The organism is Streptomyces wuyuanensis (assembly GCF_900103455.1).
Classification (GTDB): domain Bacteria; phylum Actinomycetota; class Actinomycetes; order Streptomycetales; family Streptomycetaceae; genus Streptomyces; species Streptomyces wuyuanensis.
Map to the genome: position 1 here is coordinate 57,820 of NZ_FNHI01000026.1, position 26,882 is coordinate 84,701.

The window sequence follows — 26,882 nt, forward strand, 5'->3', positions numbered from 1 at the left end:
TGCTTCCCGGCGATGTGCGGGCGACCGGCCCCGGGCGCACGGATGACCGGACGAGGGTGCGTCGTCACGCGGACAGCAGGCGCGCGTCGCGGTCCGGGTCGATCAGCGTGACGGCGGCGGTTCCGCTCAGCAGCAGCACGCCACCGGTGATGAGGACCGCGTACGGGTAACCTCCCGCTCCATGGGTGTCCACGAGGCGCCCGATCAGTGTCGGGGCGATCAGACCGGCGATGGTCACCACGGCGTTCATGATGCCCAGGGCGCCGCCCCGGCGATCGGCCGGGACCAGCTCTGCGACAGTGGTGGCGGCGACGCTGCCCATCGCTCCGGCGAGCCCGAATCCGGCGACCAGAAGCACGACGGACGCGGCACCGGCCGGGGCCGACGGCAGGGCCAGGCATGCTGCGGCGCCGATGAGCAGAAGGATTCCGCCGACCCTGCCACGGGCCCACCGGCTCGCGATCCCGCGGCGCAGCAGCCATCCGGTCAGCCCCGCCTGTCCGAGCACGACGACGCCGCTCAGACCCCAGAACAGCATCAGCAACCGGGTGGACGCGGCCGAGGAGTAGCCCAGCCCGTCGTGGAGGTAGGAAGGGAGCCAGACCAGGGCGAAGGCGATGACCCAGTAGGTACCGAAGTAGGCGGTCGTTGCACCGATCCAGGTACGGGTGGCGAGGATCCGGCGGTACGGCGTCCTGTGCCGGGCCGGGCCCGTCCCGGTTCCGGCCCCCGCCCCCTCACCCGTCCCCGTCCCGTCGCCGGGGCCGGCCGAGGCCGGGGAGCCCTTGTCCGACGCGGCTGCGTACGGTCCCTCTCCGCCGAAGGGGATCCACAGCAGAGCCCACACCACACCGGCGAGCGCCACCACGGCGACGGCCGAGCGCCAGCCGTGGTGGTGGATCACCCACGTCAGTACGGGAGCGGCGACCAGGACTCCCAGGGTGACCCCCAGCACGATCAGCGCCCCGGGCAGGTTCCGTCGGTGATTGGGGAACCAGGACAGGGTGGCCTGCTGGGCGACGGGGAAGGCGGGCCCCTCGGCGGCGCCGAGGAGGACACGCGAGGCGATGAGCACCGCGAACCCTCCGCCCACGGCCAGCGGAGCCTGGGAGACGGACCACAGAACGGCCATCGCCAGCAGCAGCCACTTGGGCCGTATGCGGTCGGCGAGCAGCCCCACCGCGGCGCCGCAGACCGAGAACAGCAGGAAGAAGGCGCTGTTGGCGAGTCCGAACGCCGCTGCGGACAGGCCGAGGTCCTCGCGGATCTGGTCTGCGGCCAGACCGAGCACGGACTTGTCGGCGAAATTGATCATCATGAAGACGACGAGCAGCGCGGTGACGATCCACGCTCGGCGTCTCGATCCGTTCGTCGGCTTCGGGATGCCGACGGGCACAGCGGGTGCGACTTCGGTGTCGGTCACAAGGGCTCCGCGGAGGCTGGATGGGGAGGGGAGGGCCGGTGCCTGCCTGCTCAGGACAGCGGGACGCCGGCGATTGCGATGCGCTCCATGACACGGCGCTGCGGGAAGTAGTCGCTGATTGCGTAGTGCTGGGTGGCGATGTTGTCCCAGATCGCGACGGAGCCCGGCTGCCAGCGGAAGCGCACCTGGTACTCGGGGATCCGGGCCTGGAGGACGAGTTCCTCGAGCAGTTCGCGGCTCTCGGGGTCCGACAGTCCGACGATCCGCGTGGTGAAGGGCTCGTTGACGTAGAGGAGCTTGCGGCCTGTGCGCGGGTGGCGGACGACCACTGGGTGCTCGACGGCCGGCAGGTTCTCGCGGTGCGCGGCGATCTGGCTCTCGGTCATGAGGCAGCCCCAGCTCGGCACCCAGTCGTGCACTGCGGTGAGGCCCTCGATCCGGGCCTTCATGGCCTCGGAGAGGTTGTCGTAAGCGGCCGACATGTCCGCCCACATGGTGTCGCCGCCCGCGGACGGGACCTCGACGGCACGCAGGACGGAGCCGAGTGCCGGCGCGGCCATGAACGAGTGGTCGCTGTGCCAGATGTTCTCGGTGCCGATGGCCATCGCGTCCTTGGCCAGACGGGAGACGCCGACGGTGTCGCCCTTGGGGAAGAAGGGGTTGGGCTCCGGCTCGCCCCAGAGGCCGGCGAAAGCGAGCTGGGACTGCGGGTCGAAGGCGTGCTGATCGCGGAAGAACAGCACCTTCCACTCCAGCAGGGCCTGCCTGATCTCCTCCGCGAGGTCCTCGCCGATCGGGAGCGAGAGGTCGACGCCCTCGATCTCGGCGCCGATGTGCGGGGTGAGCGGGCAGACGTCCAGGAGCCGGTAGTCGGGCTGGGGCATGCCGGGCGCGATGCGCTCGAGCGTGCGCTTCCCGTAGTGCATCAGGGGCTTGTCGAGCGTGGGGGCGGGGGCGGTCACGACGTTGTCCATGAGTCCTCCGTAACGGGGGGGAAATCGTTACTGGAAGTATCGTTATTGGGGTGCGCGGAGACAAGGGTCCGCAGGCATCGAAATTGGAGCCGGCGATCCGGGGCGGGAGACCGCTCAGGCGGCCGAGCGGACCGCGCGGCTGACGAGGTCCACCAGCGTGTCCACCAGCGCCGCGTCGGGCAGCTCCTGCTCGACGATCAGCCGGAAGAGCAGCGGTGCGGCCACCAGGGTCGCCGCGGCCCGGACATCGGTGTCGGGCCGCACCTCACCACGCGCGATCCCGCGCTCCAGGATGCGCCTGGTCTCGCTCGTGATCCGCTCGGTGTACTCCACGTACTGGCCCCGCACCGCGCCCGTCTCGGCCGCCGCGCCGATCAGGCCCGCGATCAGCCGGTCCGATCCCGGCAGGCGGTACGCCTCCAGACGAGTGGTGAGTATCAAACGGAGTTCCGCACGGAAGTCGCCCAGATCAGGTACCGACAGGACGCCGATTCGGGTCTCGGCAGCGGCGATGATCAGGTCCTGCTTGGTGGGCCATCGCCGGTAGATGGCGGGTTTGCTCACGCCGGCGCGTGCGGCGACGGCATCCATCGTGACGGCCCCGATACCCTGTTCGGTGACCAGGTCGACGACCGCGTTCAGGACCGCCCCGGTGACCCGCTCCTCCCGCGGCCGTCCCGGCCCCCGCTCCGCCCCGCGCGACTGTGTACCCGCCATGCCAAGAGCCTACGATCTCGCCCGACCACGTCGGACCGGGGGTGCGCGCGATGCCACTGCTGCCCACCTTGCCGGCGCCGTGACAGCCCGCGATCACGCAGGGCTCCCGGACATGGGAGACCCACCTGTCGATCACGTCCGTCAGTCCGGGCCCAGGGCCGGGCCTCCGTTCATCGGCCCCGCATCAACGGTGCACCGAGCCCCCACCTGGTCGTCCTGAAAGATCAGCCCGTGGCCGTTCGTCTGTGCGGGGCTCACCCCGACGCCGGAGCAAACCCCGGATCAGGTCGAACCCGTACACCACCTCAGGCGCGGGCGCCTCGCTCAGTCCCACCCTCCACCGAGGGGATCCGGCGCTTCCGGAAGTTCGAACCAGACTTCCTTGCCCCAGGGTGTGGGGGCGGCTCCCCATTTGCTCGCCATCAGGTCAACCAAACGCAGGCCGCGGCCGAATTCGTCGGTGGTCTGCGCCGGACGGAGCTGCGGCAGTTTCCGGCTGCCGTCGCGGACCTGGCAACAAATGACCTCACGGCGTACCACGGTGAGGGAGACGGAACCGTACGCGTGCAGCAGCGCATTGCCGACCAGTTCGCTGACCAGGAGTTCGGCCGTGTCCGCAAGGTGGTCCAGGCCCCAGTCGGCCAGGACGCCGCACACCGCACTCCGGGCCTGGCCACAGGCGTCGGGGGTCCGTGGGAGCCGCCAGGGGCCGGCGACGGTCAGCTCCCGGTCGGGGGCGAATCCCATGGACGCGGCGGGGACGGGGCGCGTTGCGGCGGTCGCGGCGGGCCGTATGAGGTGAGTGTGGTGCATGAAAGCCTCCACAAGGCCCTGGCCGGTTTCTCCAGTCAGGGAGTCGTTCACATCCGCATTTACTACGGAGTAAACCGTAATCTCGGTTTACCCGGAAGTAAAGTGGTGGTCATGGCTGACCACCCGCCCGAGGCCGGCTCCGCGCCACGGCGTCCAACGGGCCGTCGCCGCCCCCCTGCGGCCCGCCCGACCGACGACGAGATGCTGGACGCGGCCGCCGCGGTCTTCAGCGAGGCCGGATTCCACGCGGCGACGATGGACGTCGTTGCCGTACGTGCGAGATCCACCAAACCCACGCTGTACGCACACTTCGGCAGCAAGGAGGACCTGTTCGGCAGATGCGCCGACCTCGCAGCCGACACCCTGGCGAGTGCGCTCTTCGAGGCCTACGCGGCCGCGGCCGATCTCCCGCTCGAACAGCAGGTGCGCGCCGGCGTGGCCTCGTTCTTCGATTACGCGGACGTTCATCCGGCGAGATTCCGGCTGCTCTTCGGCGCGCACGCGACGGGGTCGGCGGCCGAGGCCAGGCAACGGCTGATGTCGGCCGCCTCCCGGGAGATCACGCGCCGGATCCGGTACTTCACCAAGCGCCACGGCCGTGGCACCTGGGGGACGAGTGCCGAGCTCTGCGCCTCCTTCGTCGTCGGCTTGGTCGTCGAGGGTGCGAGGTACACGCTCGTCTCGGACTCGCTGAATCCGGCATCGGCCGCCGAGTTCACGACCCAGTTCGCCGTGGCGGCGCTCAGACACATCGACCCGCACCTCGCCGACGCCCTCGACGCAGGCGAGTGAGCGGAGCGCGCCGGGAGGACGGCCCGGGCCGGCGCAGCGACCCCGTGTCGTCACGCCGACCGGACTCTCCGGCCCGTACGGCCCGGTGCCGGTCGCTGCAGGTCCGTCGGCGGGCCCCGGTGGCCGGCGTGCGCCGTGGAGCCGGTGATCTCGTGCCGTCCTCGGACCGGTAGGCGCAGGCGTGGCGCAGGGCCTCGGGATACGGGTCCGGGGGGCACACCGCCGGATCGCGGGCTCCGGCCGCCACGAGGTCACGTGGCCCAGTCGGCCTCGGTGGTCTGAGGCTCCCGTCGACCACTCGGCTGTCCCGGACGTCCTTGCCCTCCCTTCCTTCCTCGCCTTCCGGCACCGCTGCCCAGCCAGCCGAACAGGAAGCCGGCGGGAATCGACACGAGGACCACCGTCTCCAGCGGGAACCAGTCGATGTGCCGCTCCGGGAAGAGCGCCAAGGGGGTGCCGGAGAAGACGGGACTGGAGATCTGCAGTCCGACGGTGCAGAACAGGCCCCCGTACAGAGTGCAGAGCAGCCCGGCTCGGGTGTAACCGCTCCAGAAGAGGGAGTACACCAGCGCCGGAAGCAGGCAGGAGGCCGCCACCGCCAAGGACATCGTCGTCAGGAACAGGACGTTCCATCCCTGCACCCAGACTGCCAGCACGATGCTCAGGATTCCGACCCCGGTGGACGCCAGGCGGGCGGCGGCCACCTCGCGGCCCTCGGTCGTGCACCCACGGCGCAGCGCCTTCGTGTACAGGTCGTGGGCGATCGCCCCCGCGGCCGCCAGGGTGATGCTCGCCACGGCGGCCAGCGTGGTGAGGAACACGGCGCAGGAAACCAGGACGACGAGAAGCGCCCCGTTCGTCCGGGGCGACGAGCCGCCCGCCAGTTCACCGGTGAGCAGCAGCAGGGTGCTGTTGCCGCCGGGGTCCGCGGCGACGATCGCCGGCGCGCCGATCAACGCGGCGCCCGCGAGGCCCATCAGAGCCGTAGTGAGGCAGAACGTGCCGACGATGCCGATGCTGTGGCGCACCGTACGGCGCGCGGTGGCCCCGTCGGGAGCGGTGCTGAGCTGCATGGCGACATGGGGCAGGCACGACACTCCCAGCACGACGGTGATCATCAGGCCGATGAAGTCGAGCGTGCCTTCGGGGTCGTTGCTCGCGGCGTACCGGAGGCCGGGACGCATATAGCCGGCGGGACGGCCACTGCCCTCTCTGGCGGCGTCGATCAAGGAATCGGCGCTCCAGTGAAAACGATGGAGCAGCACCGCCGCCACCGTCAGGGCCGAGCCGAGCAGCACCACAGTCTTGATCACCTGAATGACGATCGTGCCGCGCATGCCGCCGAACACCGTGGCGCAGACGACCAGTGCGCCGATCATGACGATGGCTGTCTTCTCGGCGCCAGGCCCGGTCATTCCCAGCAGCGCCGTGGTGGTCGCGCCCGCGCCGGAGAGCTGCACGACCAGAACGGGAACGCACACGCTCAAGGTCACGACGGCGGTCGCGATCCTCGCCCCGGGCCCCGGAGCCCGCAGGGCGAACGTGTCGCCCAGCGTGTAGCCGCCGCGCTCGCGCAGCGGGCGCGCCAGCAGGAGGAGCACGCCGAGTGACAGCACGGTGCACAGGGCGATGAACAGCCCGTCGTAGCCGAAGACCGCGACACTTCCCGTGGTGCCGAGCACCGCGGCCGCGGGCAGGTAGACGCCGGACAGGACGAGGGCCCCGCGCAGGGGCTTCAGCCCGCGGCCCGCTGTGTAGAAGTCGTTGATCCGGTCCCTCTCGGGGCCGCTGAGGACGCAGATGAACAGGATGGGGACGATGAGCGTCAGAAAGCCCACCAGGACGAAGGCCTGCGTGTCGCTGTCCAGGGCGCCGGGCGCGGCGAGCAGGATCCGCGGACTCATCTGCTCTCCTGCCCTTCACCCTGGGAAGTCGGGTGTCCGTCCGCGCGGCGGTCGTACCGCGTCGCCGTCCACACCAGGAGGGAGCCCTGGAAGAGCAGGGCCAGGACGCCGATGCTGGTCTCTCCCCAGACGCGGGTGGCCATCAACTCGGCTGCGGAGCAGGCGAGCAGCACGTGCACGGCGAAGGCCGATCCGTTGACCAGGGCGAAGGACACACCCGGGCGGTGAGGCCGCGGGCGATGACGAAGACGGGGGACGTGCGGGTGGGTCATGGCGGTCTCCGTATGTTGGTGGGCGGCCCAGAAAAGTCGGGCATGGCTGATGGCGGCTTGTCCTCTGTGACTCGGCAGGAGTGGCCGCCCGGCTCTTCGGGTCTCCCTGACTGCTGACTGAGAGGTGTGCTGAAGTCGCTGGTGACGCAGCTGAGGGCGGGGTGTTCCGCGAGCCGACGGCAAGTTGCTCGGAACGAGGAGGGGAGGATGAATGAGCGAGGGGCCGGGTATGGGCCGGTGGCGATGCGGGGGAAAGAGGCACCAGCGGGCGGTGCGGTGGTCGACGAAACCGGCGCGAACGCGTGGTCCAGTGAGATCCACATCGAAGAGTCAGAGATCCTGACCGCGCGCGGCGAGATCCTGAACCTGGCCGATGCTGTCCGTTGGGCCGTCGACATCTTCACCACCGCCTCCGCGGTGCTCTTGGCCCTCCTCGCAGCCCGCGGCCACAAGCCCGTCTAGGTGCCAGGCCGCACGGTCAACTCCGTGGCGGCGGTCACCAGGGCATGCGGTGCGTCGGGATTCTCCACCTCGTCCGCCGCGGCGTTGGCAGAAGCGATCCAGTCGGGGTGGAGACAGTTCTCGCCGTCTCCGAGATTGAGGACGAAGACATTGTCCTGGCGGTCGAGCATGGGCATGGCGGCTCCCTCGGAGTGGGGGGATCGCAGCGTGGCAAGTCAGTTCCGCGGCGCGGCCGTTCAGAGTTCAGAGCCGCTCCGGCATGACGGGGACAATAACGGAACTGATAGTCACGTATCTAGTGGGAGAAGCCCTTCATTGAGGTTCATGAGGGCACTCGTTCCTGACCAGCCGCGGAGCGCGGAGTTGAAGATCGCGGGCAGTCGGTCACGGTGGTGCAGCCGGTCACGCGCTCGGGCGCGGCGCGGCCTTCCATGCGTGCTCGTCCTGGCCGGCAAGGGCGACGGCCTCGTCGTCGTGTCGTCCTCGATTGCCTGTCACCTACGTTGCGGCAGGAGGGAGTTGACCAGCGCACAGGGCGAAAGGCGCATTCGACGCCTGCCTGGAGGATAGGCGGTGAGCTGTTCTCCGGCCGGGTTGCCGGCAAGGAGCCGCCGGGCAGCGAGAGTTCATCATCTCCGCCCTGGGGCCCCGGTGCGGCGGCGCCCCGGCGGAAGCGACCCTCCGCACCACCCTGCGCGTCTCCCCCGACGAAGGCGGCAACGCTCCACGAACAGCCGAACTCCTGCATACCCACCGCAAGAACCGTGCTGCACGGATCGCCCGTGCCGAAACACTCCGGGGACACCCGGGCGCCGAGCACCGCCTCGCCGTGTCCCTCACCCTGGAACTGCTGCACCCCCTGGGCAACCGCGCACCAAGTCGGGAGACGGACGTGCTTCGCCCGTGCTGCTGTGCAGCGCGGGGGCCGAAGGGGGTACCGTCCTCGCTCCGGCTCAAGTCACTGGATTCCGGTGGCTCTGGTCACCATGCTGTGATGACCGGCGCTTCTGGTTCGTGCTGCCGCCAGGCCGCGTTGAGGCGCGCGAGCCGGTCCGCTGCGGCGATACCGCGCAGGGACGCGACCTTGCCGCGGCTGACTTCGAACGCCACGGCGCCCACGACTCGGTCGTCGACCACGGCGAGGACGGCCGGGGAGCCGTTGACCAGCGCGATATGGAGCGCGGGCGAGCCGCCGGCCAGCCGCCGTTTCGCCGGCGTGGGCTTGAAGCCGGCCCGCACGTAGGAGGCGACGCGCTCGCGCGTCTTGTACAGCAGCAGCCGCCTGGCGAGTCCGGCGCCGTCCGAGACCGCCGTCACGTCGTCGGTGAGCAGCGCCACCAGCCGTTCGGTGCGCCCCGACGTGGCGGCGGCAAGGAACTCCTCGACGACCCGGCGCGCGGACGCGGGATCCACTTCGCCGCCGCCGCGGCGCTCGGCGGTGACCCGACGCCGGGCACGGTGGACATGCTGCTGGCTCGCGGACTCGGTGATGTCGAGGATCACGGCGATCTCGGCGTGGGGGTACGAGAAGGCCTCACGCAGGACGTAAGCGGCCCGCTCGACCGGCGAGAGGCGCTCCATCAGGGTCAGTACGGCCAAGGACACCGATTCGCGCTGCTCGAAGGTGTCGGCCGGGCCGAGCATCGGGTCGCCCTCGAGGAGCGGCTCGGGCAGCCAGACACCGGCCGTACGCTCGTGGCGCGCCTGCGCCGAGCGAAGCCGGTCGAGGCAGAGATTGGTGACGACCCTGGTCAGCCACGCCTCCGGCACCTCGACCCGGTCGCGGTGCGCGGCCTGCCAGCGCAGGAACGTGTCCTGCACGGCGTCCTCGGCGTCGGCTGCCGAGCCGAGCAGACGGTACGCGAGCGAGGCCAGCCGGCCTCGGCTGGCCTCGAACCGATCGAGGGCTGCGCTGTCCATGCGGAACAGCCTAGGCGGCGACCTTCACACCGGACCTGTCAGGCACGGTGGCCAGGCGGCGCCTGCGCTTCGGCAGGCCGAAGGTCGGGTGGGAGATGCTCCACCCTGCTCCTTTGAGCACGCCCGCCTTGAGCCGCGCGACGGTCCGGCCGCCCAGGTACCAGGACTTCGACCGGGCGTCCCCGTCCACCATCTGGAAGATCGCATCCCGCTTCCCCAGGCTGATGTGGTTGCCGTAGTACTTCAGCCCGGTGGTGGGGACCTCGCTGCCCGTGAGGCGCGCGATGATCGCGGCGGTCGCCTGCATGTTGGTGTAGCCGGCCGTGCCACAGGACATCGGCAGTGGTCGGCCGTTATCGCCGATCGCATAGGCGCAGTCACCGGCGGCGTAGACGTCCGGGTGCGAGACCGAGCGCATCGTGCGGTCGACGACGATCTGGCCGGTCTCGGCGACCTTCAGGCCGCTGGCGGCCGCTATGGGGTGCACGGCGAAGCCGGCCGACCACACGGTCACGTCGGCCGGGAAGGACGTACCGTCGGCGGCGATCGCCCGTGTGGGCTCGACGGCTTCGATTGCGGTGTGCTCGTGGACGGTGATGCCGAGCCGGTCGAAGGCCTGGCGCAGGTGGCGGCGGGCCTTCGAGGAGAGCCATGTGCCCAGCTCGCCACGGGCGACGAGTGCGACCGAGAGGTCGGACCGCGCCTCGGCGAACTCTGTGGCGGTCTCGATGCCGGTCAGCCCTTCACCGACGACCAGCACGGTGCCGCCGTCGCCCAGGCCGGCCAGGCGCTCGCGCAGTCGCAGGGCCGAGGACCGACCGGTCACATCGAAGGCGTACTCGGCCACGCCGGGGACGCCATGGTGCGCGACGGAGCTGCCGAGCGCGTAGAGGAGCGTGTCGTACGCGAGCTCGCCGTCGCCGTCCTCGCCGGTCACAGCGACGGTCCTGCGCCCGGGGTCGACGCCGGTGACGCGCGCCAGGCGCAGCCGAACCCCGGTGCCCGCGAAGACATCCGCGAGCTTGCGGACCGCCAGGTCCTGGCCGATCGCAAGTTGGTGGAGCCGCATCCGCTCGACGAAGTCGGGCACGGCATTGACGACGGTGATCTCGATGTCGGCGGGCGAGAGGCGGCGGGCCAGGTTTCCGGCGGCGAAGGCCCCGGCGTACCCGGCGCCGAGGACGACGATGCGGTGCTTCATGGCGTTGCTCCTGTCTCGTTCGTGTGCCCCTTGAACGAGACGGCGCGCCGTTTGCTGACAGGAGTCGGATGTGACGAGGGTCACCGAACCGAGACGAGCGGATGAGTCTCCGACACACACTTGAGCCCTTCTTGGGCAGCCGAAACGGGGCGATGGCCACCTATCGATCGAGATGGCCAACAACCGGTCGGCGCCACAACAAGATCACTGCGCCTGCGACAGATAGGCCGCAGCCCGGCGCAGGATGGCCGGCGGTTGTGTCGGTGCAGCTGGTCCAGTAGGGGGCTGCGCCGTCGAGGTGGCGACGGTGCGTCCGCTGGTGTCATAGCTGGCGGTCTTCGGAGTCCATACGTGGCTGAGTCGGCGATGGGTGTCGCAGTTGAAGCATTGATAGTCGGCCTTCATGGTGCCGCCCCGGGTGGTGGCGCCGAAGATCGAGGTGAGCTACGACAGCGCCCTCGCCGAATCGTTCTTCCAGGGCCGCAAGCGTCAGTTGCTCAACGGAAGGCGCTGGACCTCGAACGCACACACCCGGCTGGAGCCGTTCCGCTGGCCGGCGTACTACAACCGGCGCCGCCGCCATTCCGCACTCGGCCACCGCACACCGGTCGAGTTTGAACAGCAACTGATCACCTCACGTACGCTGTCACTCGTCGCATGAAACCCGGTGTCCCCTCCCGGGATCAACTTCACTTGGCCGACTTTCCGGAGAGGCGGGACTGGGCCGCCATGCCGTCGATGGCGGCCCGCAGTGTCCCAAGAAAGGCTTCGACCGCGGGTGACGGCGAACGCCCCTGTGGCGTGGCGGCGTACACCGCACGTGCCGGAACGTCGTCTTCGTGGACCGCAACCAGGCGGACATCAGGACGCACGCAATCCGCTGCAAGCGCGGGGATCAGGGCGACCCCCAGCCCCGCCGCGACATATCCCTGCTTGGCGATCCATTCCGCCACAACGTGCACCACCCTGGGCCGGAACGTCTCCCCGATCGCCGCGTGCAGCAGACTGCGCTCGGGCTGTGGGCTGCCGGAGATCCAGTCGTCATCGGCAAGCTCGACAAGCCTCACCTGCCGCCGCCGGGCGAGTGGATGCTCATCGGGGAGAGCGACATACATCGACTCATCGACAAGATGGTGCAGTTCGTACGAGTCCAGGGGATCGCCCGCGGTGTCCGACACGACGGCCAGGTCCAGCTCATCGGTATCGAGCCGGGCCAACTGTACGCGGGTGAGGTTCTCTTCCGTTCGCAGTTTCACCTCCGGATACCGCGACCGGAACAACGTGACGGCACACGGCAGCAGCTCTGCACCGGCCGTGGGGAAGGCACCCACCCGCAAGCGTCCGCCCGTCAGCTCCCGAAGCGCGTTCAACTCGTGCCTGGCCGCGTCAACCCGCTCAACCGCGGCCTCGGCATACGGCATCAGCGCCCGTCCCGCCTCGGTGAGCCGCACCCCACGGGGAAGACGGTCGAACAGCGGCCCCCCACCCATGGCGCCTTCCAGGGCGGAGATCTGCCGCGAGATGGCGGACTGGGTGTAACCAAGGGTCTGGGCCGCCGAGGTGAACGATCCAAGCCGGGCCACTTCCAGGAAGGCAGCCAGGGAGCCCGTGGAAACGTCACCCATTATTCACCGCACCAGCGGACCGAAGCGGCCACCCGAGGTGCACCGATAAGGAAGGCCGCCGCGAAACCATGGCTCCGCTCGGGAACATCCGCCTGGCTGCCGTCCGGCCGAGCGAAAGCTCAGCCCGCGTGTCCCGGGGCCGAAGGAGCCAAGGTGAAGACCAGGTATGCGAGTTGTGCATGCTACCCATGCTAGACATTCGCTTGTCGCATTCCCTGGCGAACCCTAGCGTCGAGAGGCATGGAAAAGATCGACTTCCCGGCCTCGGCCACCTGGATACCCCACGACGCACCGGGTTCACGCAGTCAAGAACCGTACGCAAGCCACGATCGAGCCGCTCACCGGAGCGGCGCAGCGCTCGCCGCACCCCCCGCGGATGCGATCCGTGACCCCGACGTCACGATGCTGTCCCGGCCCTGAGGGCGGTGGGGAGAACCCTGCCGGTGGCGCTGTCCCACGGGCCGTTCGCCAAGGATGTGCACTCGGAAGCGGGACTCGGCACCGATGACGTCACCCTCACCTTCGCAGTCGCCACCTCTCCGCGACGGAAACGGTGTTGGGTGGTGAGAGCCAACCTGAAGATCGCCCGCGACGACATCGCGGGCCCTGACCGGCCAGATACGCGGCCCATGCCAGCAACCAGGAGCACCGACATGCAGATCACCATCGAGAACCCCGCCGATGCCCCACAGCCTCTCAGCCCTCTCTATTCACAGGTCGCTCGGGTTGAACTCCCCGGCTTCGGGGCTCTGTTGCAGCTCTCCGGCCAGGTCGCCGAGGGCGCGACGCTCGCGGAGCAGAGCCGCGGCGTCTTCGAGACGATCGACACCCTCCTGAAGGCGCAGGGTGCGACGCTCGCCGACATCATCAACATCCGTACGTACCTCACAGACATCAGCAGGCTTCACGAGTATGGCGCCGTACGCCGCGAGTTCCTCACCGGAACCCCGCCGACCAGCACGACCGTCGAAGTCTCCAAGTTGTTCCTGCCCGGAGCCCAGGTAGAGGTCGAGGTGGTGGCAGTGCTCCCGAGTCGTGAGGTAGCACGATAGGCATGTGCTTCGGGGGCGATTCGAGTGGGCCTCCCACGCCTGGCCGGCTGCTGCAGGTCCGATGCGGGCAGGTCCGTTCGTGGTGCTGCCGCTGTCCGCAAGGGGCAGCGGCAGCACCACGGGCAGATGCCTGCGCGGGCTCACCGCTCTGCGGTCAGAACCCCCACCTGCACATCGTGTAGACGGCTTCCGTGTTGTAGGAAATGGTCTCCCCGGGGTCGAGTCGACTCAGCTCCGCGCCCGCGTGGTACACCGTGAACGCACGGTTCGACCGGTTCCGCAGCTTCTCGTATCCCCAGAAGACGCGCCCCCCGTCGGTACTGCAGCCCGGAACGCTGTCGGCAACCACGTTGACGGTCTCGCCACCGGGGCGGATGAGACACAGCCTTCCGCTGTTGCAAACCGTGCCGGCCTGTGCCGGAGCCGTGGCCAGCGCGCTCGTCATTACCAGGGCCGCGGCGGTCACCAGCATGACTCTTGCACCGTTGCGACGCTTCGTTCGTGAGCTCAATTGTGTTTCCTCCATCAGGCGTTGCGGTGACTGCTTGAACGCACCAGAACATCCCTCAACACCCTGCGTGACTACAGGGTTGAAGGGCCGTCGGTGACTCCCAGAAGGCTGCCACCGAATTGACTGCCGCAGCAGCGCAGGAGGGCTGCATGAACACGCAGTGCAGGAACCAGCAGGGGGGCATATGTGCACGAAGACTGGCAAAGATCTACACAGGAACCCCGCGGAGCCGTGTCAACAAGGCCTCGCGGTGTACAGGTTGGCAATCCAGCACGGAACGGTCCCGGGGCCCGTACCCGACTGCATGACAGCGTTGGGTCTGCTCCGCACCAGCACCGACGACTCGGACACATTCGTAGCCGTTCCTCCGGACGTCGCCGCGGGCAGACTCTCCCGCCCCATCGAGCAATCACTCCTGCGAGGCCGGGAGCAACTCGTAGCCGTACGCGAGGCGCTGTCCACGACAGCGGCCGTGTACCAGCAACAGAGCAGGAACAACACCTCCGTGCGTCTGCTGCGCGGCAGCGAGGTGATCCGTGACACCCTGCGCAGGCTTGACGTCACCTGCCGTGGTGAAGTGCAGGCAGTCCAGCCCGGCGGACCTCGACCGCCTCACACCTTTGAGGAAACGCTCGGACAGTTGCTCGCAATCGTCACGCGCGGGGTGCGGCACCGCACCATCTACCAGCACACGGTGCGCACGCACACCCACATGCTCGACTACATGCGGGAGGTGCATACTGCGGGCGGCCGGTTCCGCACAACGGAGGCCCTGTTCGACCGAATGACCATTTACGACCGCACTGTGGCCTTGATCGCTGACCAGCGCGACGAGCGGACAGATCACGCCCTGCTCATCGAGCATCCGGGGATCACCGGATTCCTCGCCGGCGTCTTCGACCACGCATGGGACTCAGCGGATCCGGTCGACTTCGCCCCGTACGCCAGGCCCGCACCGCTGACCGACGAGAAGCGGATCACCGTGCTGCGCCTGATGGTTGACGGCCATACTGACGCGGCGATTTCCGCCAGACTCGGGATGAGCCCACGCACCGTAGCCACGTACATCAAGAAGACAGCGGAAGAGGTGGGCAGCCGAAGCAGAGCGCAACTCGCCTATATCCTCGCCCGAACCGCACACCTCGAACCCCTACCCGGAGCGCCCCCCACCGCGACGTGCCCCGCCATGGACACGGCCGAGGGCGGTCTCTCCCCCAGTCGCCGCCGCGCAGCCTCGACCGGGAATGCGAGGTGAGCCGGCGGATCGCACTCGCCCTCCTCCCCTGCGCGGGGCCCTGGGAGTCCGCGGTGACCCTCAGGGATCGTCGTACCTCAACAGGTCGCCGGGCCGGCATCCCAGCTCCCGGCAGATCGCGCCGAGAGTGGAGAAGCGGTTCGCCTTGGCACGGCCGTTCTTCAGAACGGAGAGGTTGACCACCGTGATACCGACCCGCACCGCCAGTTCGGCCGGGTCATACCGCGTTCCGCGAACAGCCGGTCCAGCTGGACCTTGATGCGGTGGTCTTCCTCGAGTGGCATCGGACGAGCCCCTCCGTGTCCTCACGGAGCCTCACGCCCCGAAACGGAACACCTCGACCAGCGCCGCGACGAGCAGACCCAGCAGGATGGGTTCGGCCGAGAGGGTGTAGGTAAGGGGGACCACGGAGTCGACGACCGCATCGCCGATCAGGAGGCTGGTGGTGACCGCGTCGGCCAAGGGGCCGAGCACGCTCATGGCGACGATCGCCGCCGCGACGGTGTGCATCCGCCTGGCGTTCGCGGGGACGAACACGTCGCCCACTCCCGCAGCGTACGCGCCCTGCGGAGCAGCAGTCCGAGGATCAGGATCAACAGCAGGCTGCCCGCGACCTCGACCTGACGCACGGTCATGGGATCGATGGGCCCGGTCACTCCCAGGAGTGGCAGTAGGACCTCGAAGACCCCACCAGGGCCAACGCCGCCCCGAGAGCGAGTTCCAATACACGCCCGTCGCGACCGCCCTGCCATGACCCCATACCCACGACTCCCCCTTCAAACAACTACCCATCGTTCATCGATGCTCTCGACAAACGATGGGGAGCCGTAATCCGGTGCTCTCGGAGTGGGCGGCCCAGGGCCGCGCGGGCACCAGCCCGTCTCGCCGTCGCGCTACCGCGTCCGGAAGGCGGCTGCTGGACACTCCCGGGCGGTGCTGCGGGGGCTTGCGGACAGACCCGTCCACGGGTGGACTCATGCCGGTCCTGGCCGTGATCCTCCGTGGACGGACGTCGGTGTCCGCGAGGCCGAGCCAGGCTGGCAGCCAGGCGGTCGCGTGCATAGATCCGAAACCGCCCTCGCCGGTTCAGCGCGAGCGGGCCAAGGCCGCCGAACTGTCGGCGGCCGGGCACAAGCTGTCGGCCAGCGGCGCCGGCCGGGGCCCGGGCCGGCACTCCCCTCGCGCCGCCGGCCGGGTCCGCCGGTCAGGCGTCGGCGGCCGGATCGCGGCCCTCCAAGGCCTGCGCTCCGGTCGCGGGCCCGCTCATGGGAGTACTCAGGCGCTGTACCCGGGCCGCGCTCGCGGACCGTTCCTTGGTCTCCGCGAAGCGCCGGCTGTTGCGCCTGCGCTGCTCGTCGAACCACTCCCTCCCCTCTGCGGCCACCGCGACCAGGATGCGGCTGGCGGTCGAGATCCCCGACGCCTCCTGGGACAGGCTCAGCAGGTGCGACAGGTCCTCGGCGGAGGACTGCTCGGTCGTGGTGAAGTTCTCCACCCGCAACCGCGTCTCGTGGCTGCTGTCCCGCTCGATGACCAGCTCCTCGCTCAGCGTCAGCTCACCGGACTCCGCGTTGCCACGGATCGACCCGTCCGGCAGAACGGTGACGGCCTGCCGGGAGCCCGACCGGCGATCGGTCAGCTGCACGCTCTTCCGGTCCACCTTGACCGACGAGATCGACTCGTAGCGCTGGGAGGTGTCCGAGCGGCCGTGGTGCGTCCCCTCGGCGAAGTCCACGGTCCAGGTGGCGAGCCGGATACCGCGCTCGGTCATCACGTAGAGCCGGATCCGGTAGACCGAGTACCGCACCGGGCCGTTGCTCACCTTGGCCCGCCGGGCACCCTCACCCGCCTCCAGGACGAAGAAGTCGTAGACGATCTGGTGCGGCCGCAATTCGTAGTGGTGCAGTGCCTCACGGCGCAGGTGACGCATGTCGTAGTTGAGCCAGCGCCCCATCTCCCAGTCGTGCGGCTGGTGGGCGTCCAGGAACGCGCGCCACTCGACGAACGTTTGCTGCTCGCCCTCCCAGCGTGTCCGGAACTCCTCACGGTCCACGGCGCGGCGCAACTGTTCGCCGCGGAACGCGGCGGCGCCCTTGGCACCCAGGTAACCGCCCAGCGCCCACACCGCGAGGGCCTGCAGGAACGCAACGGGATCGGCGGCGGCCGAACCGCCCGTCAGAACGCCTCCGGCCAGGGCCAGCAGCCCTCCGAAGTACCCGGCGTGCACGACGAGGGGGACGTCGCGCCGCCAGCGGCCGCCGGTGAGCAGCCCGGCCCTCCATCGTCCGGCGGTGTCCTGCGCGTGCTTGCGGATCAGCCAATCCAGTCCGTACGGGTCGTTGCCCGGCCCGTACATGTCGCTCAGTTCCTCCAGCAGGTCGGCCCTCGGGACCGCGGTGACCGCCCACCAGGCGTCGAAGTCCTCGCCGGAGCGGACCTGCCGGGCGAAGTGGCCGTCGATGATCCGGTCGACGGTCCCGGCGAACGCGAGCTGCGCCGGGGAGGGGCCGCCGGGACCCGACCCCGGATAGGCCTGCCCGTACCGGCGGGTGGCCGGGCCGCCGTTCGCTCGCCAGACGTCCTCCTGCCGGGCCCGGCCGCGCCGCCACGACCGGTCGACGCCGAACCACGTCGCGGCGGCCCCGCCGCCCACGAGCAGCAGCAGAGCCGCCAGCGCGGAGCCCGCCGAGTCGCGGAACATCGTCGGGGCGCCGGTGACGAGGCCCGACAGCACCAGCAGGACGCCGAATCCCAGCATGGCCTTGAACCGGAACGTGACCGGTATGACGACGGCCGGCACCTGCAGCGGCGGCAGCGGGTCGGGCTCGAAGAACAGCGGTACCCGCTCCGCCCGCCGCGTGTCCGTCCGGTGGGCGCGGATGTCGTCGGCCTCCGCCGCGTCCAACCGCTCGCGCACGATCTCGGAGAGGAAGTGCCGCAGGTGGTCGAGGACCTCGACCCGCCTGGCCTTCGGGAGCGAGTCGATCGCGGTGGCGGCGGCGTCGCCTCTGCGGGCGGCCAGCTCGTCCGGGCCGACATCGGCCGGCGCCTGGCCGAAGGCCTCGTTCAGCAGCAGCAGGACGACGCGTGCGGCCCGCCCGTACGAGTCCGCCGGGCGCTCGCCCAGCAGGTGCTCCAGGGTATGAAGCTTCTCCATGTCGTCGGTGGTGAGGTCCTCCACTGCCCGGCGGCTGACGATGGCCAGCGCCCAGCGATAGAGCACCTCGGTGCCGCTCAGCCGCTGGGCCACCGCCTCACCGATGAGTTCCTCCGCGCGGGCCCGCAGACCCGCGTCGAGCAGCAGCCGCCCCTTGCCGAACCGTTCCTGAGGAGTGGCGTCGGGGTGGACAACGTACTGGGTGACCGTGCCGTGGTTGACGCCGACTGCCTGCTGTCCGCCCACGGACGCGCCTGGCGCCGCCGACTGGTGCACGGGGCCGTCCTCCGGCCAGGGGGAGAAGCCCTGTCGGTGCGGTGTGCCGTTCATTGTCACGCCCCCTTCACCGCCGTGATGACGGCGGCCGCGGCCGCCGCGAGAGCGGCCACCGGCTCCACCAGGCCCCGGAAACTGCGCAGGGCGAGCACGAAGCGGTTCCGCCCTGACGGGCCCGAGGCGGCCTCCCGGGTGGCCTCGTCGAGCGCGTGCGAGGCGCCCTCGAAGGTTTCCCCGTCGACCTCGTGCCGCTCGTGCGCCTCCCGCAGCGCCCGGCGCAGCGCGCTGACGTGCGCGAGTAGTTCAGGGTCGGCGGCCGGGCCGTCCCCGCCGTTCACACTCTGGGTGACGACACCGTCGTTCGTGCCGACGTACTGCTGGGCGACACCACCGCTCTGGTAGACGATGGGGCGCTCGTAGTCGTCGGATCGTTCCGCGGTCATATTTGTGCTCCTAACGGTGCGGTCCGGCGTCGTGCACGCCGCCGGGGTGGACGAGGAGTGCTGCGGGGCGGGACGGGCGGTCTCCTCGGCACGGCCCACAGCGATGAGAGGGGGGCCCGCCGCGGGCGGGGCGCCGTCGAGTCCGGGCGGGACGGCGTATCCGGGCACCCGGACCCAGACCGTCTCGTCGTGGATCTCCTTGGTGTCGAACCGGACCGGCCGGAAGGAGTCCGTGTCCAACTCCGGGTAGTCGTGCCGCAGGACGGCGCGATGCCAGGCGTCGGAGATCCCCAGCACCAGGTGGGCGTCCTCGGCGGCGGACAGCGCGTCCCGCAGCGGCTGGTGGTCCACCATGCGGCAGGCCGTGTTGAGGTCCTCGCCGACCCAGCCCCGGCCGTCCCAGCCGACTTCCCCGGAATGCAGCACCACCCGCAGCCGGAGCGCTGCCGTGGCGTTGCTGGTCTGGGCGTGGGCCCGCAGACCGATTCGCAGCCGCGCGACGAAGGGACCGACCAGGTCGGTCTTGGCCACCGACCCCGGCAGCAGGAGGAACATCCCGTCCCCGCGGTCGAACGGCCGCGAGGCTCCGAGGCGGTCGATCCCCGCCTCGTCCAGCACCCGCTCCATCAGTCCGTACAGGCTGTCGCGCAGGAAGGACTGGACGGGGTTGGGCCGAGCGCCGAACTTCTCTATGTCGACGACCAGAATGTTGAAGTATTGCGGTTTAACTGCCACGTGCCGTCAGCCTCTTCTCCCGGTACCCGGCGCCCGTGGGGCGGTGACGGTGCACGTGACACACGCCCCTCCCGGCCCCGCCGCCCGCCGTTGATGTGATCTGGATATCGAGTGCCCGGTGCCGTCCGCAGCGTCATATGACGCAACTCCGGGGTGTCACCGGACCTGTGTCAGTCGGAACCCCATCGCGCCAGCCCATCGGGATCGGTCACGAGCAGCCGGCCGCGGACAGTGGTGACCAGGCCCTCGTCGTGCAGGTCCCGCAGGATGCGGACCACGGACTCGCGCGAGGTGCCGGCTGCCCCGGCAAGATCCTTCTGGGTGACGGCGACGGCGAGCGCGCCAGCCGGATCAGGCACGGGGACCCCGTGGGACACGGCGAGTTCCACCAGCACCCGCGCCACCCGGACGCCGGCAGCGTAGGCTCCCTGGTCGGCCCGCCTCCGGTCGGCGTCGCGCAACCGCCCGGCCACGGTCCGCAGGACCGCGAGCGCCAGTCCGCCGTGCTCCTCCAGCAGCCGCAGGAACCGGCCGGCGAGCACGGACACCCCGGTCACCGGCTGCATGGCGACGGCGCTCGCCGACCGCGGCCTGCCGTCGAGACAGGACAGCTCGCCGAGCAGCTCACCGGGCCCCCGGACAGCCAGCACGCTGGTGTAGCCGTTCGGCGACTGCCGCACCACCTTTACCAGCCCGGCGCCGATCAGGATGACGTCGTCCGGGCTCGACCCCTCGGTCAGCAATGCCTCACCCCGACGCCAGGAGCGTTCCCGGCCCGCTTCGTGCATGAGTGTCAGTTCGCCCTGCGTGAAGGGAAGCTGCCGCATCCCGTCCCCACCCCCAGTGCCACGGCCGTCGCGCAGGCTCACTCGACTGATATCGAGCGGGGCGACCATACTTAAACCGGATGCCGGAACATCACTCTTTCCGATGAATCAGCACCGTTGCGCCTCCGCGGGAATGGCGGGTGTGATGGACCCCAAGCCCACTCGCGACCGTGCCCTCGAACGCCGTGAACACCCCGGGCACCGTGAACGCCATCACCACCCTCATCCTGGACGAAGCAGCGCCCACGTGGCCGCCGGGGTCCCCGCCTCCCCGACCGGCCGGGACGGGGCGAAACGGGTGCCGGGCCGCAAGCGGGGCCTGGCCGTCCAGGTGCTCGGCCTCGTCATCGCCGAGGCCGTGCCGGCCGCGAACACGCACGACAGCACGGTTGGCATCGCCCCCCTGAACAGTTCGCCGGCAACGTCGGAGAAACCGTCGAGACGCAGGAGCTGGAACCCCGCCGTGCCGGCGTTCGGCATCCGCCTTCAGCCCCTCCGCTCTGTCCGATCAGATCGAGAGGCCACACAGGGCCTCGATGCCTTCAACTTGACGCATGCCGGCTGAGCATCCGCACGCCCGGCACCGGCATACCAGCCCCTCGGGACGCCTGACGTCCATCCGACAGGCTTGTAGCTCACGGTCGTGCCAGGGCAGTGGGCGGGCGACACCGGTCAGGGCCGCCACCTCGGCCTTGTCGGCGGTCAGCCTCCAGCGGAGCTTCGTGACCGTCCAGTCTGCGGCATGCAGTGTGCGGCAACTCCGCCGGCGGCAGCCAGTTCGCGGTGTCCTTGGCACCCCTGAAGAAACGCCCCCTATCCCGGCGCCCAGTTGCGCCTCGCCGACACCGACGAGCTACGGCTCGGCATTCGCCACCAATACCGCCGACCACCCCGATCGTCGAGCTGGAACTACGCCATCGCCTGCGCGCCCCTGCCGAGGACGCATCCACGCCGCGCGGGCCACCGGACTGCGCAACCTGCCGCTGCACGACACCGCGCCAGAACCAGATCTGGCACACCTGCGAAAAGCGCACATCGGCCGCCAGCCGAAGCTGACGACCGATCACGAAGGATCGAGACTTGTACTGCAACGACCCCTGGAGTTCGTCGCATGAGGCAGGGGCAACGTGAGGGCCACTGCGCCAGGGCCGTGTTTCTGTGAGGGTCAGGCGTTACGGCCAGCCTTGCGTCACCTTGGCGGGGGCCGTGTTCCAACTTTTGGGTATGAACGTAATCATATAGGTCCCGCGGTCGAAATCCGCGTATCCGGCGGACCAGTTACGGAACTTGCTCTCGTAGACCTTCATCGGGCCCATGCCACCGTCGGGCGAGTGATAGTGGTTGGCGTGGGTCCACACAGTCTCGTTGTGATCTGCTTCCTTTTGGTCACCGAACCATCCATAGTCGAAATTGACATAGCTTTCGCCGGGGTTGCCGGGGCTGCGCGAGGTGTTCCTGTCCTTCGACATGTCGACCAGTCCTGTGCTCTGGTTGGGGCGGAAAGCCTCCGGGTCGCCGTACTTCCTCTTGCTGGAGGAGCTCCGCGGGTCCTGTCCGCTCCAGAAGTGCTTGGAGTAGATGACCGCCTTCATCCTGGACGGGTCGTGGTTGCCCCCATCCTTGTTCTTGAAGGAAGGGGTATTCCTTAGAGCCGAGTAGAAGTTCGAGCGGGCGTCTTCGTTGCGCAGAGCGTCGTTGCTCCTTGTGAGTTCCACCTTGAGATTATTGAGATAGGTCCCCTCGTCGTGTGCGTTCTCCAGGGCCTTGTTCATGATGGATGCCACATCACGAGCCCGCTTGAATCCCTTTCCCTCGTCGAAGCTCTCCTTGGCGATGCGCCCTTCAAGCTCGGCCCGCGTCTCGCCTGGCCGGGGAGTGGTGTGCTCCAGAGCGTTCTTGTATTTGTTCTCATCGAAGGAGGCGAACGCCAGTTTGTTCGTCGGGTAGGGGCCTGAGTTGACCCAGGTGACGCCCACGCAACCGTAGGACAGCTGTTCTCGCTGCTCTTCGGTCATCTGCCGAGCCTGGCCATCGCGGTGGCTGTAGACCTGCTGCCACTTGCGTATGTAGTTGCTGACGCCCGTAGTCGCCCTGCCCCCGTACGTCCGGTACGCGTCAGGCATGCTGTCAAGCGGCTCGGCGGGAGGCGTCACCCTGCCGCTTGCCGCCGCGGAGGCCCCGAGGGATTCGATGGCACTCGGTAGTGACGCCCCTGAGGGCTTGCCGGGCAGACCCAGGCTCAGAGCCTTCTCGTTCAGTGCGTTGATGTGCCTGACATCATCTGCCGTCAGGCCGTGCTCTTTGGCAAAGGACTCCCTCTCCTCCCCCTCGACCCTGTGAGCGGCTTGGCTGACCGACGGTATGAAACCAGCGGTGCACATCACTACGCCCACAGTGGTGAAGGCGAGAAATCTCGAGCGTGTGTGCATGAAAGGTCACGAACTCCTTTGCAGTGATACGTCATGAAGCGATGGCGTGCGAGAGGGACAACGCAGTGTGGGGCCCGGCAGCGCACCGCTGCGTCGCTGAACCGGAAGCGGTAAGGCACCGGCGAAGGAGACGTAGAGGGTGCGCGAGACGGTGGTGATGAGTCGCCGGACAGATGAACACGTCGTCTCAGCCGACCGGCGGCCACCACGATCAGGGCCCGGTCCAGCCGGCCCGATCAGGCAGGGCCGCCGGCCCGGCTACTGCCTTGGGCCCCGATGCGCGACACGTCCCGGACCGTGGCCCGGGCTGCAGTAGCGGACCCCGGCGCGCGAGGCGGAGCCCATGAGGCTGACGCCGTCAGGCGCACCCGACCGGGGTGAACATGCGCGTGCACGGTGTCCGTAGCGCGGAGGAAACTGCGTTGGGGCCCCCAGCCTGAGGACCGTCCTTGCCTTCCTCTGCGCGAAGGTGTGCAAGGGTTCAGGGACCGGCCCCGTGCCCAGCGGCCCCTGGGGGGACACAGGCATCGGAAGCCAGCGCGCAGGCTGTCCACTCCATCCTGTGGAGGGGTTGGTTCATCACATCTCGACTCCCGCATGACATGAATGGTGAGGTTGTGCGAGAACAGATCATGGCCCGGTGCCAACTCCCCGACAACACAGTGGCTTCACATTCGGCCACACCGCCACATAGAGCAGCATTCGGTCACCGCTCCGAACCCGCCCAGCTCCGGATACGTAGCGGCAGCACTCTCTTCACCCCTCGCAATTGGTCTGCGGCGAGGTTGGCGGCAGTGACATCGGGAATCCCGGGGAGCCTTCGACGACGGCGCTGTTGACCGGGACGAAGAGTCCCGAAGAGAGGTGGTGATCCAGGCACGGAAGCCGCTGTCCACACACGGCAGTTCGGAACCATACGAACCACGCTCGCTCCCCAGAACCGCTCGATCTCCGCCATTCGCCACTGCGGGCTCTCGCTCGCCTCACCTCCGCCGACAGCCCTGTCCCTCTCCCTGCCTCTCTGTGAAACGGCTGGTAAAGCCCCCTCGGTCACGTCCGCTGGAGTGGTGTATCGGCGGCCACTCGGTGACTCTGCAGCGCCGAGTACGGGGCCGGTCAGCGAAGAGCGCGTCGACCACCGCAACGGCTTCCGCCCGCGCGAGTGGACCACGAGGGCCGGGGGTCGAGGAGCCGCCTGCGTGGGACAAAGCATGCCAGGTTGTCACCGAGCACATCAAAGGGGACGAACGCGTATCAGGAGGCAGCGCATGCGCCGTCGTCGACGTAGATGCTGACCGAGTCGTAGCCCATGTCCATCTTGCGCTTCTCGGCGTAGACGTAGAGGCAGAAAGGGGTGTCCGTGCCGTCGGCGGTGACGGTGTAGTCGCCTGCTCCGTGCCGCCGTCGACCAGGGCGGACTCCGACGGATCAGATGCGAGCGAGCCGGTCAGCGCTGCCTGAGGACTGTCGCCGTGTCTCGCGATGGCGGCCTGCAGGATGTCCTCGAAGGTGATGGTCCCCGGACCGAACTCCGCCTCGCGCGACCACTCGGCCGTCGCTGCGGTCACGGCCGGCCGCAGTTCACTCCCGTCCCAGTCGTCGATGCTGCTGAGAGGGCCGGGATGGAGGAGCAGGTACATGCCCACGACGACGAACAACACGGAGCCGACAATGCGGGCGGAGCCGACGGGACTGTGCGGATTCTAGTACTCCAGCCGTAGATCGTGACCTTCATGCCTGGGCGGCTTGTCGCTGGTAGTGGCTGGCCTGGGATCGGGCTTGGTGGCGGCGTCGCCAGGCGGACCAGCCCAGCCGGTGGGCAACGTCGTGGACGGGTTGGATGACCAGGGCGATGAAGAGGCGTTGGATCTCGTTGCAGGTGAGCGGTATGAGGGCGTCTCGTGCAGGGCGGCGGGCGTGCTCGTCTGCTCGGACGACGGCGAGGAAGGCATGCACGAGCATGGCCAGGGTGACCCAGCGGGACCAGGACGCGTAGCGGCGGACCTGATGCTCGTCCAGGGCGGCCAGGCCCTTTCCGGATTGGAAGAACTCCTCTACTCGCCATCTTGATCCGGCGACTCGCACCAGCGTGGTCAGCGGCACCGGTGTGGGCGAGTAGCAGCGGTAGTAGGCGAGTTCGCCGGTGCTGCGGTTGCGGCGGATCAGCAGTTGGCGACTGCCGGGCCTTGGGTCGGCGAGGTCGATGACGGCCCAGTCGTAGAAGCGGTGGCCCTTGGCTCCGGCCCCGGCGAAGATCTTCTGCCAGGCCCGTTTGGGCACTTTCTTGGCCAGCGTGTCCGCACGGAACTTCCCCACACCGGTGGCGACTTCGTGCGAGCAGGCCACCGCGAGGATGTAGCCGGCGCCGCGTTTCTCCAGCGCGTCTCGCAGCTTGGGGTTGCCGCCGTAGACCTCGTCGCCCGCGACCCATGCGGCCTGATGGCCGGCGTCCAGGAACCGGGCGACCATGCGGGCGGCCAGCTCCGGTTTGGTGGCGAAGGGAGTCTCCCCGCCGAGCCCGGCGGCGCGGCAGCGGTCGGGGTCGGAGGTCCAGGAGCGCGGGACGTACAGTTCCCGGTCCACTGCCGCGTGCCCGCGCCGGCCGGCGTAGACCAGGTAGACGGCGACCTGGGCGTTCTCGATCCTGCCCGCGGTACCGGTGTACTGGCGCTGGACGCCGGCCGTGCCGGTGCCCTTCTTCACGTCCCCGGTCTCGTCGACCACCAGCACCGCCTGGTCGTCGTGCAGGTGCTCCACCACGTACTCGCGCAGGTCGTCGCGTACCTGGTCGGCTTCCCACTTGGCCCGCCCCAGCAGGTGCTGCATGCCGTCCGGGGTGGCCTCCCCGCCCACTCGGCGATGGTCCAGCAGTTCTTGCGCGGCAGGTCCGACAGCAGCCCGAGCACCAGCTGCCTCGCTCGACGCCTGGGTTCGACCCGCGCAAACCGCCCCCTATCCGGCTCATCAGGCCCTCGAACGCCTACTGTAAACGGGCAGGGTCTACGCTGTGACCTGCGGCCACCGCATGATCTTCAGTCTTCACACACCGATGATCAACGGTGGCCGCACCGTCTCCACAGCGCGTCAGGGTCGCGCAGCGTCCGCCTGCCGTCCCGTGTCAGGAGTACATGTGCAACGTGGCGAAGTCTGGTGGGTCGAGTTCGACGAGCGGCGGCTGGTCGTACTGCTGTCGGGAGACGACGCGTCCGGGATCCGGGTGATGCAGGTCGTCGCTCCGGCGGGCGTCGACATCAGCGGTCTGGGCGTCGAAGTGGTAGTAGGCGCCATGGAAGGACTGCCCTTTGAAGGCGTGCTGCGGTTCGCGTTCCCGCGTCCAGGCTTTACCCCTTGCACGTGGCTGACCACCGTGTCCCGAGACGACCTGATCGAGCGGGCGGGCGCTCTGTCCTCAGCGAAGCTCAGCGAGATCGAGGATGCCCTCCGACTCGGTGAACAGGAGAAGGAGTGGGCCCCGGCGACGACCGCGAAGCTCAGCGAGATAAGGGACGCCCTCCGTCTCGGCGGACTCGCGTAGGCCGAGACGGAACGAACGCCCCCGATGGCGTCGTCGATCTCGTCCAGACGATCGACGCTGGCCACCTGTCTCCTCGGCGCCCCTCACCCTCGAGATCACGATCTACGGCTGGAGTACTAGACGTAGCGGTTCGTGCCCCATTTGCTCCGGATGAATACGCGGTCCGCGTCGCCGTTGGTCATGACGTGATTCTCGCGGCCAGAGGTCTCTCGTGGCCAGGAACTTGGGGATTGACTGCCACTGTGCGTCCGCGGCACCGCGAACACACCGCCGCCCGAAGGAAATATCCGGTTCCGTGACCGCCTTCAGCGACCCGCCCGTGCGTCCCCCATGGCCGGCCCCGGGACCCTCAGCTGCCACCGTAACTGCCTCCGGACCCGTCTCAAGGTTCGGACTCCTGTGGATGTGCCGTGCCGCGACAACTGCTGCCCAGGTCAGGGTTTGTGCGAGACATCGTCCGTTGCGGGACCGACCCAGCAGCCTGAATGACAGATGGTTTGCCCGAATGGCTACAGTGATCATTGGCCAGAGCAGACAGCTTCACGGGGGCGGAGAGCAT

Annotated in this window: 21 protein-coding genes and 6 pseudogenes; 9 read left to right on the plus strand and 18 right to left on the minus strand. The window is 69.0% G+C overall.

What is annotated here, in order from left to right; all coding sequences use genetic code 11:
- Window positions 1-64: 64 nt before the first annotated feature.
- The 4 genes from BLT82_RS30480 to BLT82_RS30495 form a co-directional block, all read right to left on the minus strand.
- Complete coding sequence (locus tag BLT82_RS30480) at window positions 65-1,423, minus strand: MFS transporter (protein WP_208868091.1); 1,359 nt, start codon at window positions 1,421-1,423, stop codon at window positions 65-67.
- Between the two features lie 50 nt (window positions 1,424-1,473).
- Window positions 1,474-2,397 (minus strand): TauD/TfdA dioxygenase family protein, encoded by a 924-nt coding sequence (locus BLT82_RS30485; protein WP_093660670.1) that lies wholly within the window; start codon window positions 2,395-2,397, stop codon window positions 1,474-1,476.
- A 114-nt stretch (window positions 2,398-2,511) separates the two neighbouring features.
- Complete coding sequence (locus BLT82_RS30490; RefSeq protein ID WP_093660672.1) at window positions 2,512-3,114, minus strand: TetR/AcrR family transcriptional regulator; 603 nt, start codon at window positions 3,112-3,114, stop codon at window positions 2,512-2,514.
- A gap of 324 nt (window positions 3,115-3,438) precedes the next feature.
- A complete protein-coding gene (locus BLT82_RS30495) occupies window positions 3,439-3,927 on the minus strand; it encodes an ATP-binding protein (protein WP_093660674.1) in 489 nt (162 codons plus the stop codon).
- A 111-nt stretch (window positions 3,928-4,038) separates the two neighbouring features.
- On the opposite strand from BLT82_RS30495, the gene BLT82_RS30500 reads away from it, so the two are divergent.
- Window positions 4,039-4,719 (plus strand): TetR/AcrR family transcriptional regulator, encoded by a 681-nt coding sequence (locus tag BLT82_RS30500; protein WP_143041565.1) that lies wholly within the window; start codon window positions 4,039-4,041, stop codon window positions 4,717-4,719.
- Window positions 4,720-4,970: 251 nt separating this feature from the next.
- Here the strand turns inward: BLT82_RS30500 and BLT82_RS30505 are convergent, their stop codons facing one another.
- Both BLT82_RS30505 and BLT82_RS30510 read right to left on the minus strand, forming a co-directional pair.
- Window positions 4,971-6,623 carry a sodium/solute symporter gene (locus BLT82_RS30505; protein ID WP_093660678.1) on the minus strand — a complete coding sequence of 551 codons (1,653 nt, stop codon included), beginning with the start codon at window positions 6,621-6,623 and terminating at the stop codon, window positions 4,971-4,973.
- Complete coding sequence (locus tag BLT82_RS30510; protein WP_244529766.1) at window positions 6,620-6,838, minus strand: hypothetical protein; 219 nt, start codon at window positions 6,836-6,838, stop codon at window positions 6,620-6,622. The genes BLT82_RS30505 and BLT82_RS30510 overlap by 4 nt, the downstream gene beginning before the upstream one ends.
- Before the next feature lie 264 nt (window positions 6,839-7,102).
- Here BLT82_RS30510 and BLT82_RS30515 point away from each other — a divergent pair, with 264 nt between their 5' ends.
- Window positions 7,103-7,357 carry a hypothetical protein gene (locus tag BLT82_RS30515; protein ID WP_143041566.1) on the plus strand — a complete coding sequence of 85 codons (255 nt, stop codon included), beginning with the start codon at window positions 7,103-7,105 and terminating at the stop codon, window positions 7,355-7,357.
- A gap of 23 nt (window positions 7,358-7,380) precedes the next feature.
- Here the strand turns inward: BLT82_RS30515 and BLT82_RS30520 are convergent.
- Window positions 7,381-7,533: pseudogene (locus tag BLT82_RS30520) on the minus strand (enoyl-CoA hydratase/isomerase family protein); the annotation flags it as partial.
- 515 nt (window positions 7,534-8,048) lie between these two features.
- On the opposite strand from BLT82_RS30520, the pseudogene BLT82_RS38890 reads away from it, so the two are divergent.
- Window positions 8,049-8,195, plus strand: a pseudogene (locus tag BLT82_RS38890) (hypothetical protein); the annotation flags it as partial.
- A 143-nt stretch (window positions 8,196-8,338) separates the two neighbouring features.
- On the opposite strand, the gene BLT82_RS30525 reads toward BLT82_RS38890, so the two are convergent.
- Both BLT82_RS30525 and BLT82_RS30530 read right to left on the minus strand, forming a co-directional pair.
- On the minus strand, window positions 8,339-9,277 hold the full coding sequence (locus tag BLT82_RS30525; RefSeq protein WP_093660684.1) for a sigma-70 family RNA polymerase sigma factor: 939 nt from the start codon (window positions 9,275-9,277) through the stop codon (window positions 8,339-8,341).
- 10 nt (window positions 9,278-9,287) lie between these two features.
- Window positions 9,288-10,478, minus strand: coding sequence for an NAD(P)/FAD-dependent oxidoreductase (locus tag BLT82_RS30530; protein ID WP_093660686.1), 1,191 nt, complete (start codon window positions 10,476-10,478; stop codon window positions 9,288-9,290).
- Between the two features lie 430 nt (window positions 10,479-10,908).
- On the opposite strand from BLT82_RS30530, the pseudogene BLT82_RS30535 reads away from it, so the two are divergent.
- Window positions 10,909-11,139 (plus strand): annotated as a pseudogene (locus BLT82_RS30535) (integrase core domain-containing protein); the annotation flags it as partial.
- A 28-nt stretch (window positions 11,140-11,167) separates the two neighbouring features.
- Here the strand turns inward: BLT82_RS30535 and BLT82_RS30540 are convergent.
- A complete protein-coding gene (locus BLT82_RS30540; RefSeq protein ID WP_093660690.1) occupies window positions 11,168-12,103 on the minus strand; it encodes a LysR family transcriptional regulator in 936 nt (311 codons plus the stop codon).
- A gap of 653 nt (window positions 12,104-12,756) precedes the next feature.
- Between BLT82_RS30540 and BLT82_RS30545 the strand changes: the two genes are divergently transcribed.
- A complete protein-coding gene (locus tag BLT82_RS30545) occupies window positions 12,757-13,155 on the plus strand; it encodes a RidA family protein (RefSeq protein ID WP_093660692.1) in 399 nt (132 codons plus the stop codon).
- A gap of 154 nt (window positions 13,156-13,309) precedes the next feature.
- On the opposite strand, the gene BLT82_RS30550 is transcribed toward BLT82_RS30545, so the two are convergent.
- Window positions 13,310-13,627: a hypothetical protein gene (locus tag BLT82_RS30550; RefSeq protein WP_093660694.1), complete on the minus strand. Its 318-nt coding sequence runs from the start codon at window positions 13,625-13,627 to the stop codon at window positions 13,310-13,312.
- Window positions 13,628-14,138: 511 nt separating this feature from the next.
- Here BLT82_RS30550 and BLT82_RS30555 point away from each other — a divergent pair.
- Window positions 14,139-14,921, plus strand: coding sequence for a helix-turn-helix transcriptional regulator (locus BLT82_RS30555; RefSeq protein ID WP_167746134.1), 783 nt, complete (start codon window positions 14,139-14,141; stop codon window positions 14,919-14,921).
- A 60-nt stretch (window positions 14,922-14,981) separates the two neighbouring features.
- Here BLT82_RS30555 and BLT82_RS30560 read toward each other — a convergent pair.
- From BLT82_RS30560 to BLT82_RS30580, 5 genes and pseudogenes are all read right to left on the minus strand, one after another.
- Window positions 14,982-15,205, minus strand: a pseudogene (locus tag BLT82_RS30560) (helix-turn-helix domain-containing protein).
- Window positions 15,206-15,236: 31 nt separating this feature from the next.
- Window positions 15,237-15,467, minus strand: coding sequence for a hypothetical protein (locus tag BLT82_RS30565; RefSeq protein ID WP_143041567.1), 231 nt, complete (start codon window positions 15,465-15,467; stop codon window positions 15,237-15,239).
- A gap of 658 nt (window positions 15,468-16,125) precedes the next feature.
- Complete coding sequence (locus BLT82_RS30570) at window positions 16,126-18,408, minus strand: hypothetical protein (protein ID WP_093660700.1); 2,283 nt, start codon at window positions 18,406-18,408, stop codon at window positions 16,126-16,128.
- Between the two features lie 2 nt (window positions 18,409-18,410).
- On the minus strand, window positions 18,411-19,532 hold the full coding sequence (locus tag BLT82_RS30575) for a hypothetical protein (protein ID WP_093660702.1): 1,122 nt from the start codon (window positions 19,530-19,532) through the stop codon (window positions 18,411-18,413).
- A gap of 170 nt (window positions 19,533-19,702) precedes the next feature.
- Window positions 19,703-20,359, minus strand: coding sequence for a Crp/Fnr family transcriptional regulator (locus BLT82_RS30580; RefSeq protein ID WP_244529767.1), 657 nt, complete (start codon window positions 20,357-20,359; stop codon window positions 19,703-19,705).
- 247 nt (window positions 20,360-20,606) lie between these two features.
- Between BLT82_RS30580 and BLT82_RS38305 the strand changes: the two genes are divergently transcribed.
- Both BLT82_RS38305 and BLT82_RS36595 read left to right on the plus strand, forming a co-directional pair.
- Window positions 20,607-20,924 (plus strand): hypothetical protein, encoded by a 318-nt coding sequence (locus BLT82_RS38305; protein WP_244529768.1) that lies wholly within the window; start codon window positions 20,607-20,609, stop codon window positions 20,922-20,924.
- Between the two features lie 237 nt (window positions 20,925-21,161).
- Window positions 21,162-21,373, plus strand: a pseudogene (locus tag BLT82_RS36595) (IS1380 family transposase); the annotation flags it as partial.
- A 158-nt stretch (window positions 21,374-21,531) separates the two neighbouring features.
- On the opposite strand, the gene BLT82_RS30590 reads toward BLT82_RS36595, so the two are convergent.
- Together BLT82_RS30590 and BLT82_RS30600 are read right to left on the minus strand one after the other, a co-directional pair.
- Window positions 21,532-22,788, minus strand: a complete 1,257-nt coding sequence (locus BLT82_RS30590) for a protein-glutamine gamma-glutamyltransferase (protein WP_093660704.1) — start codon at window positions 22,786-22,788, stop codon at window positions 21,532-21,534.
- 1,731 nt (window positions 22,789-24,519) lie between these two features.
- Window positions 24,520-25,753, minus strand: a pseudogene (locus BLT82_RS30600) (IS701 family transposase).
- A 165-nt stretch (window positions 25,754-25,918) separates the two neighbouring features.
- Here BLT82_RS30600 and BLT82_RS30605 point away from each other — a divergent pair.
- Window positions 25,919-26,323, plus strand: coding sequence for a type II toxin-antitoxin system PemK/MazF family toxin (locus BLT82_RS30605; protein WP_093660710.1), 405 nt, complete (start codon window positions 25,919-25,921; stop codon window positions 26,321-26,323).
- Window positions 26,324-26,882 lie beyond the last annotated feature (559 nt).

Coding starts and splice junctions, on each gene's coding strand:
- BLT82_RS30580 (WP_244529767.1), bottom strand. CDS start 20,359: ATGCGGCAGCTTCCCTTCACGCAGGGCGAACTGACACTCATGCACGAA.
- BLT82_RS30490 (WP_093660672.1), bottom strand. CDS start 3,114: ATGGCGGGTACACAGTCGCGCGGGGCGGAGCGGGGGCCGGGACGGCCG.
- BLT82_RS30485 (WP_093660670.1), bottom strand. CDS start 2,397: ATGGACAACGTCGTGACCGCCCCCGCCCCCACGCTCGACAAGCCCCTG.
- BLT82_RS30525 (WP_093660684.1), bottom strand. CDS start 9,277: ATGGACAGCGCAGCCCTCGATCGGTTCGAGGCCAGCCGAGGCCGGCTG.
- BLT82_RS30500 (WP_143041565.1), top strand. CDS start 4,039: ATGGCTGACCACCCGCCCGAGGCCGGCTCCGCGCCACGGCGTCCAACG.
- BLT82_RS30530 (WP_093660686.1), bottom strand. CDS start 10,478: ATGAAGCACCGCATCGTCGTCCTCGGCGCCGGGTACGCCGGGGCCTTC.
- BLT82_RS30495 (WP_093660674.1), bottom strand. CDS start 3,927: ATGCACCACACTCACCTCATACGGCCCGCCGCGACCGCCGCAACGCGC.
- BLT82_RS30515 (WP_143041566.1), top strand. CDS start 7,103: ATGAATGAGCGAGGGGCCGGGTATGGGCCGGTGGCGATGCGGGGGAAA.
- BLT82_RS30590 (WP_093660704.1), bottom strand. CDS start 22,788: ATGCACACACGCTCGAGATTTCTCGCCTTCACCACTGTGGGCGTAGTG.
- BLT82_RS30505 (WP_093660678.1), bottom strand. CDS start 6,623: ATGAGTCCGCGGATCCTGCTCGCCGCGCCCGGCGCCCTGGACAGCGAC.
- BLT82_RS30545 (WP_093660692.1), top strand. CDS start 12,757: ATGCAGATCACCATCGAGAACCCCGCCGATGCCCCACAGCCTCTCAGC.
- BLT82_RS30570 (WP_093660700.1), bottom strand. CDS start 18,408: ATGAACGGCACACCGCACCGACAGGGCTTCTCCCCCTGGCCGGAGGAC.
- BLT82_RS30540 (WP_093660690.1), bottom strand. CDS start 12,103: ATGGGTGACGTTTCCACGGGCTCCCTGGCTGCCTTCCTGGAAGTGGCC.
- BLT82_RS30550 (WP_093660694.1), bottom strand. CDS start 13,627: ATGCTGGTGACCGCCGCGGCCCTGGTAATGACGAGCGCGCTGGCCACG.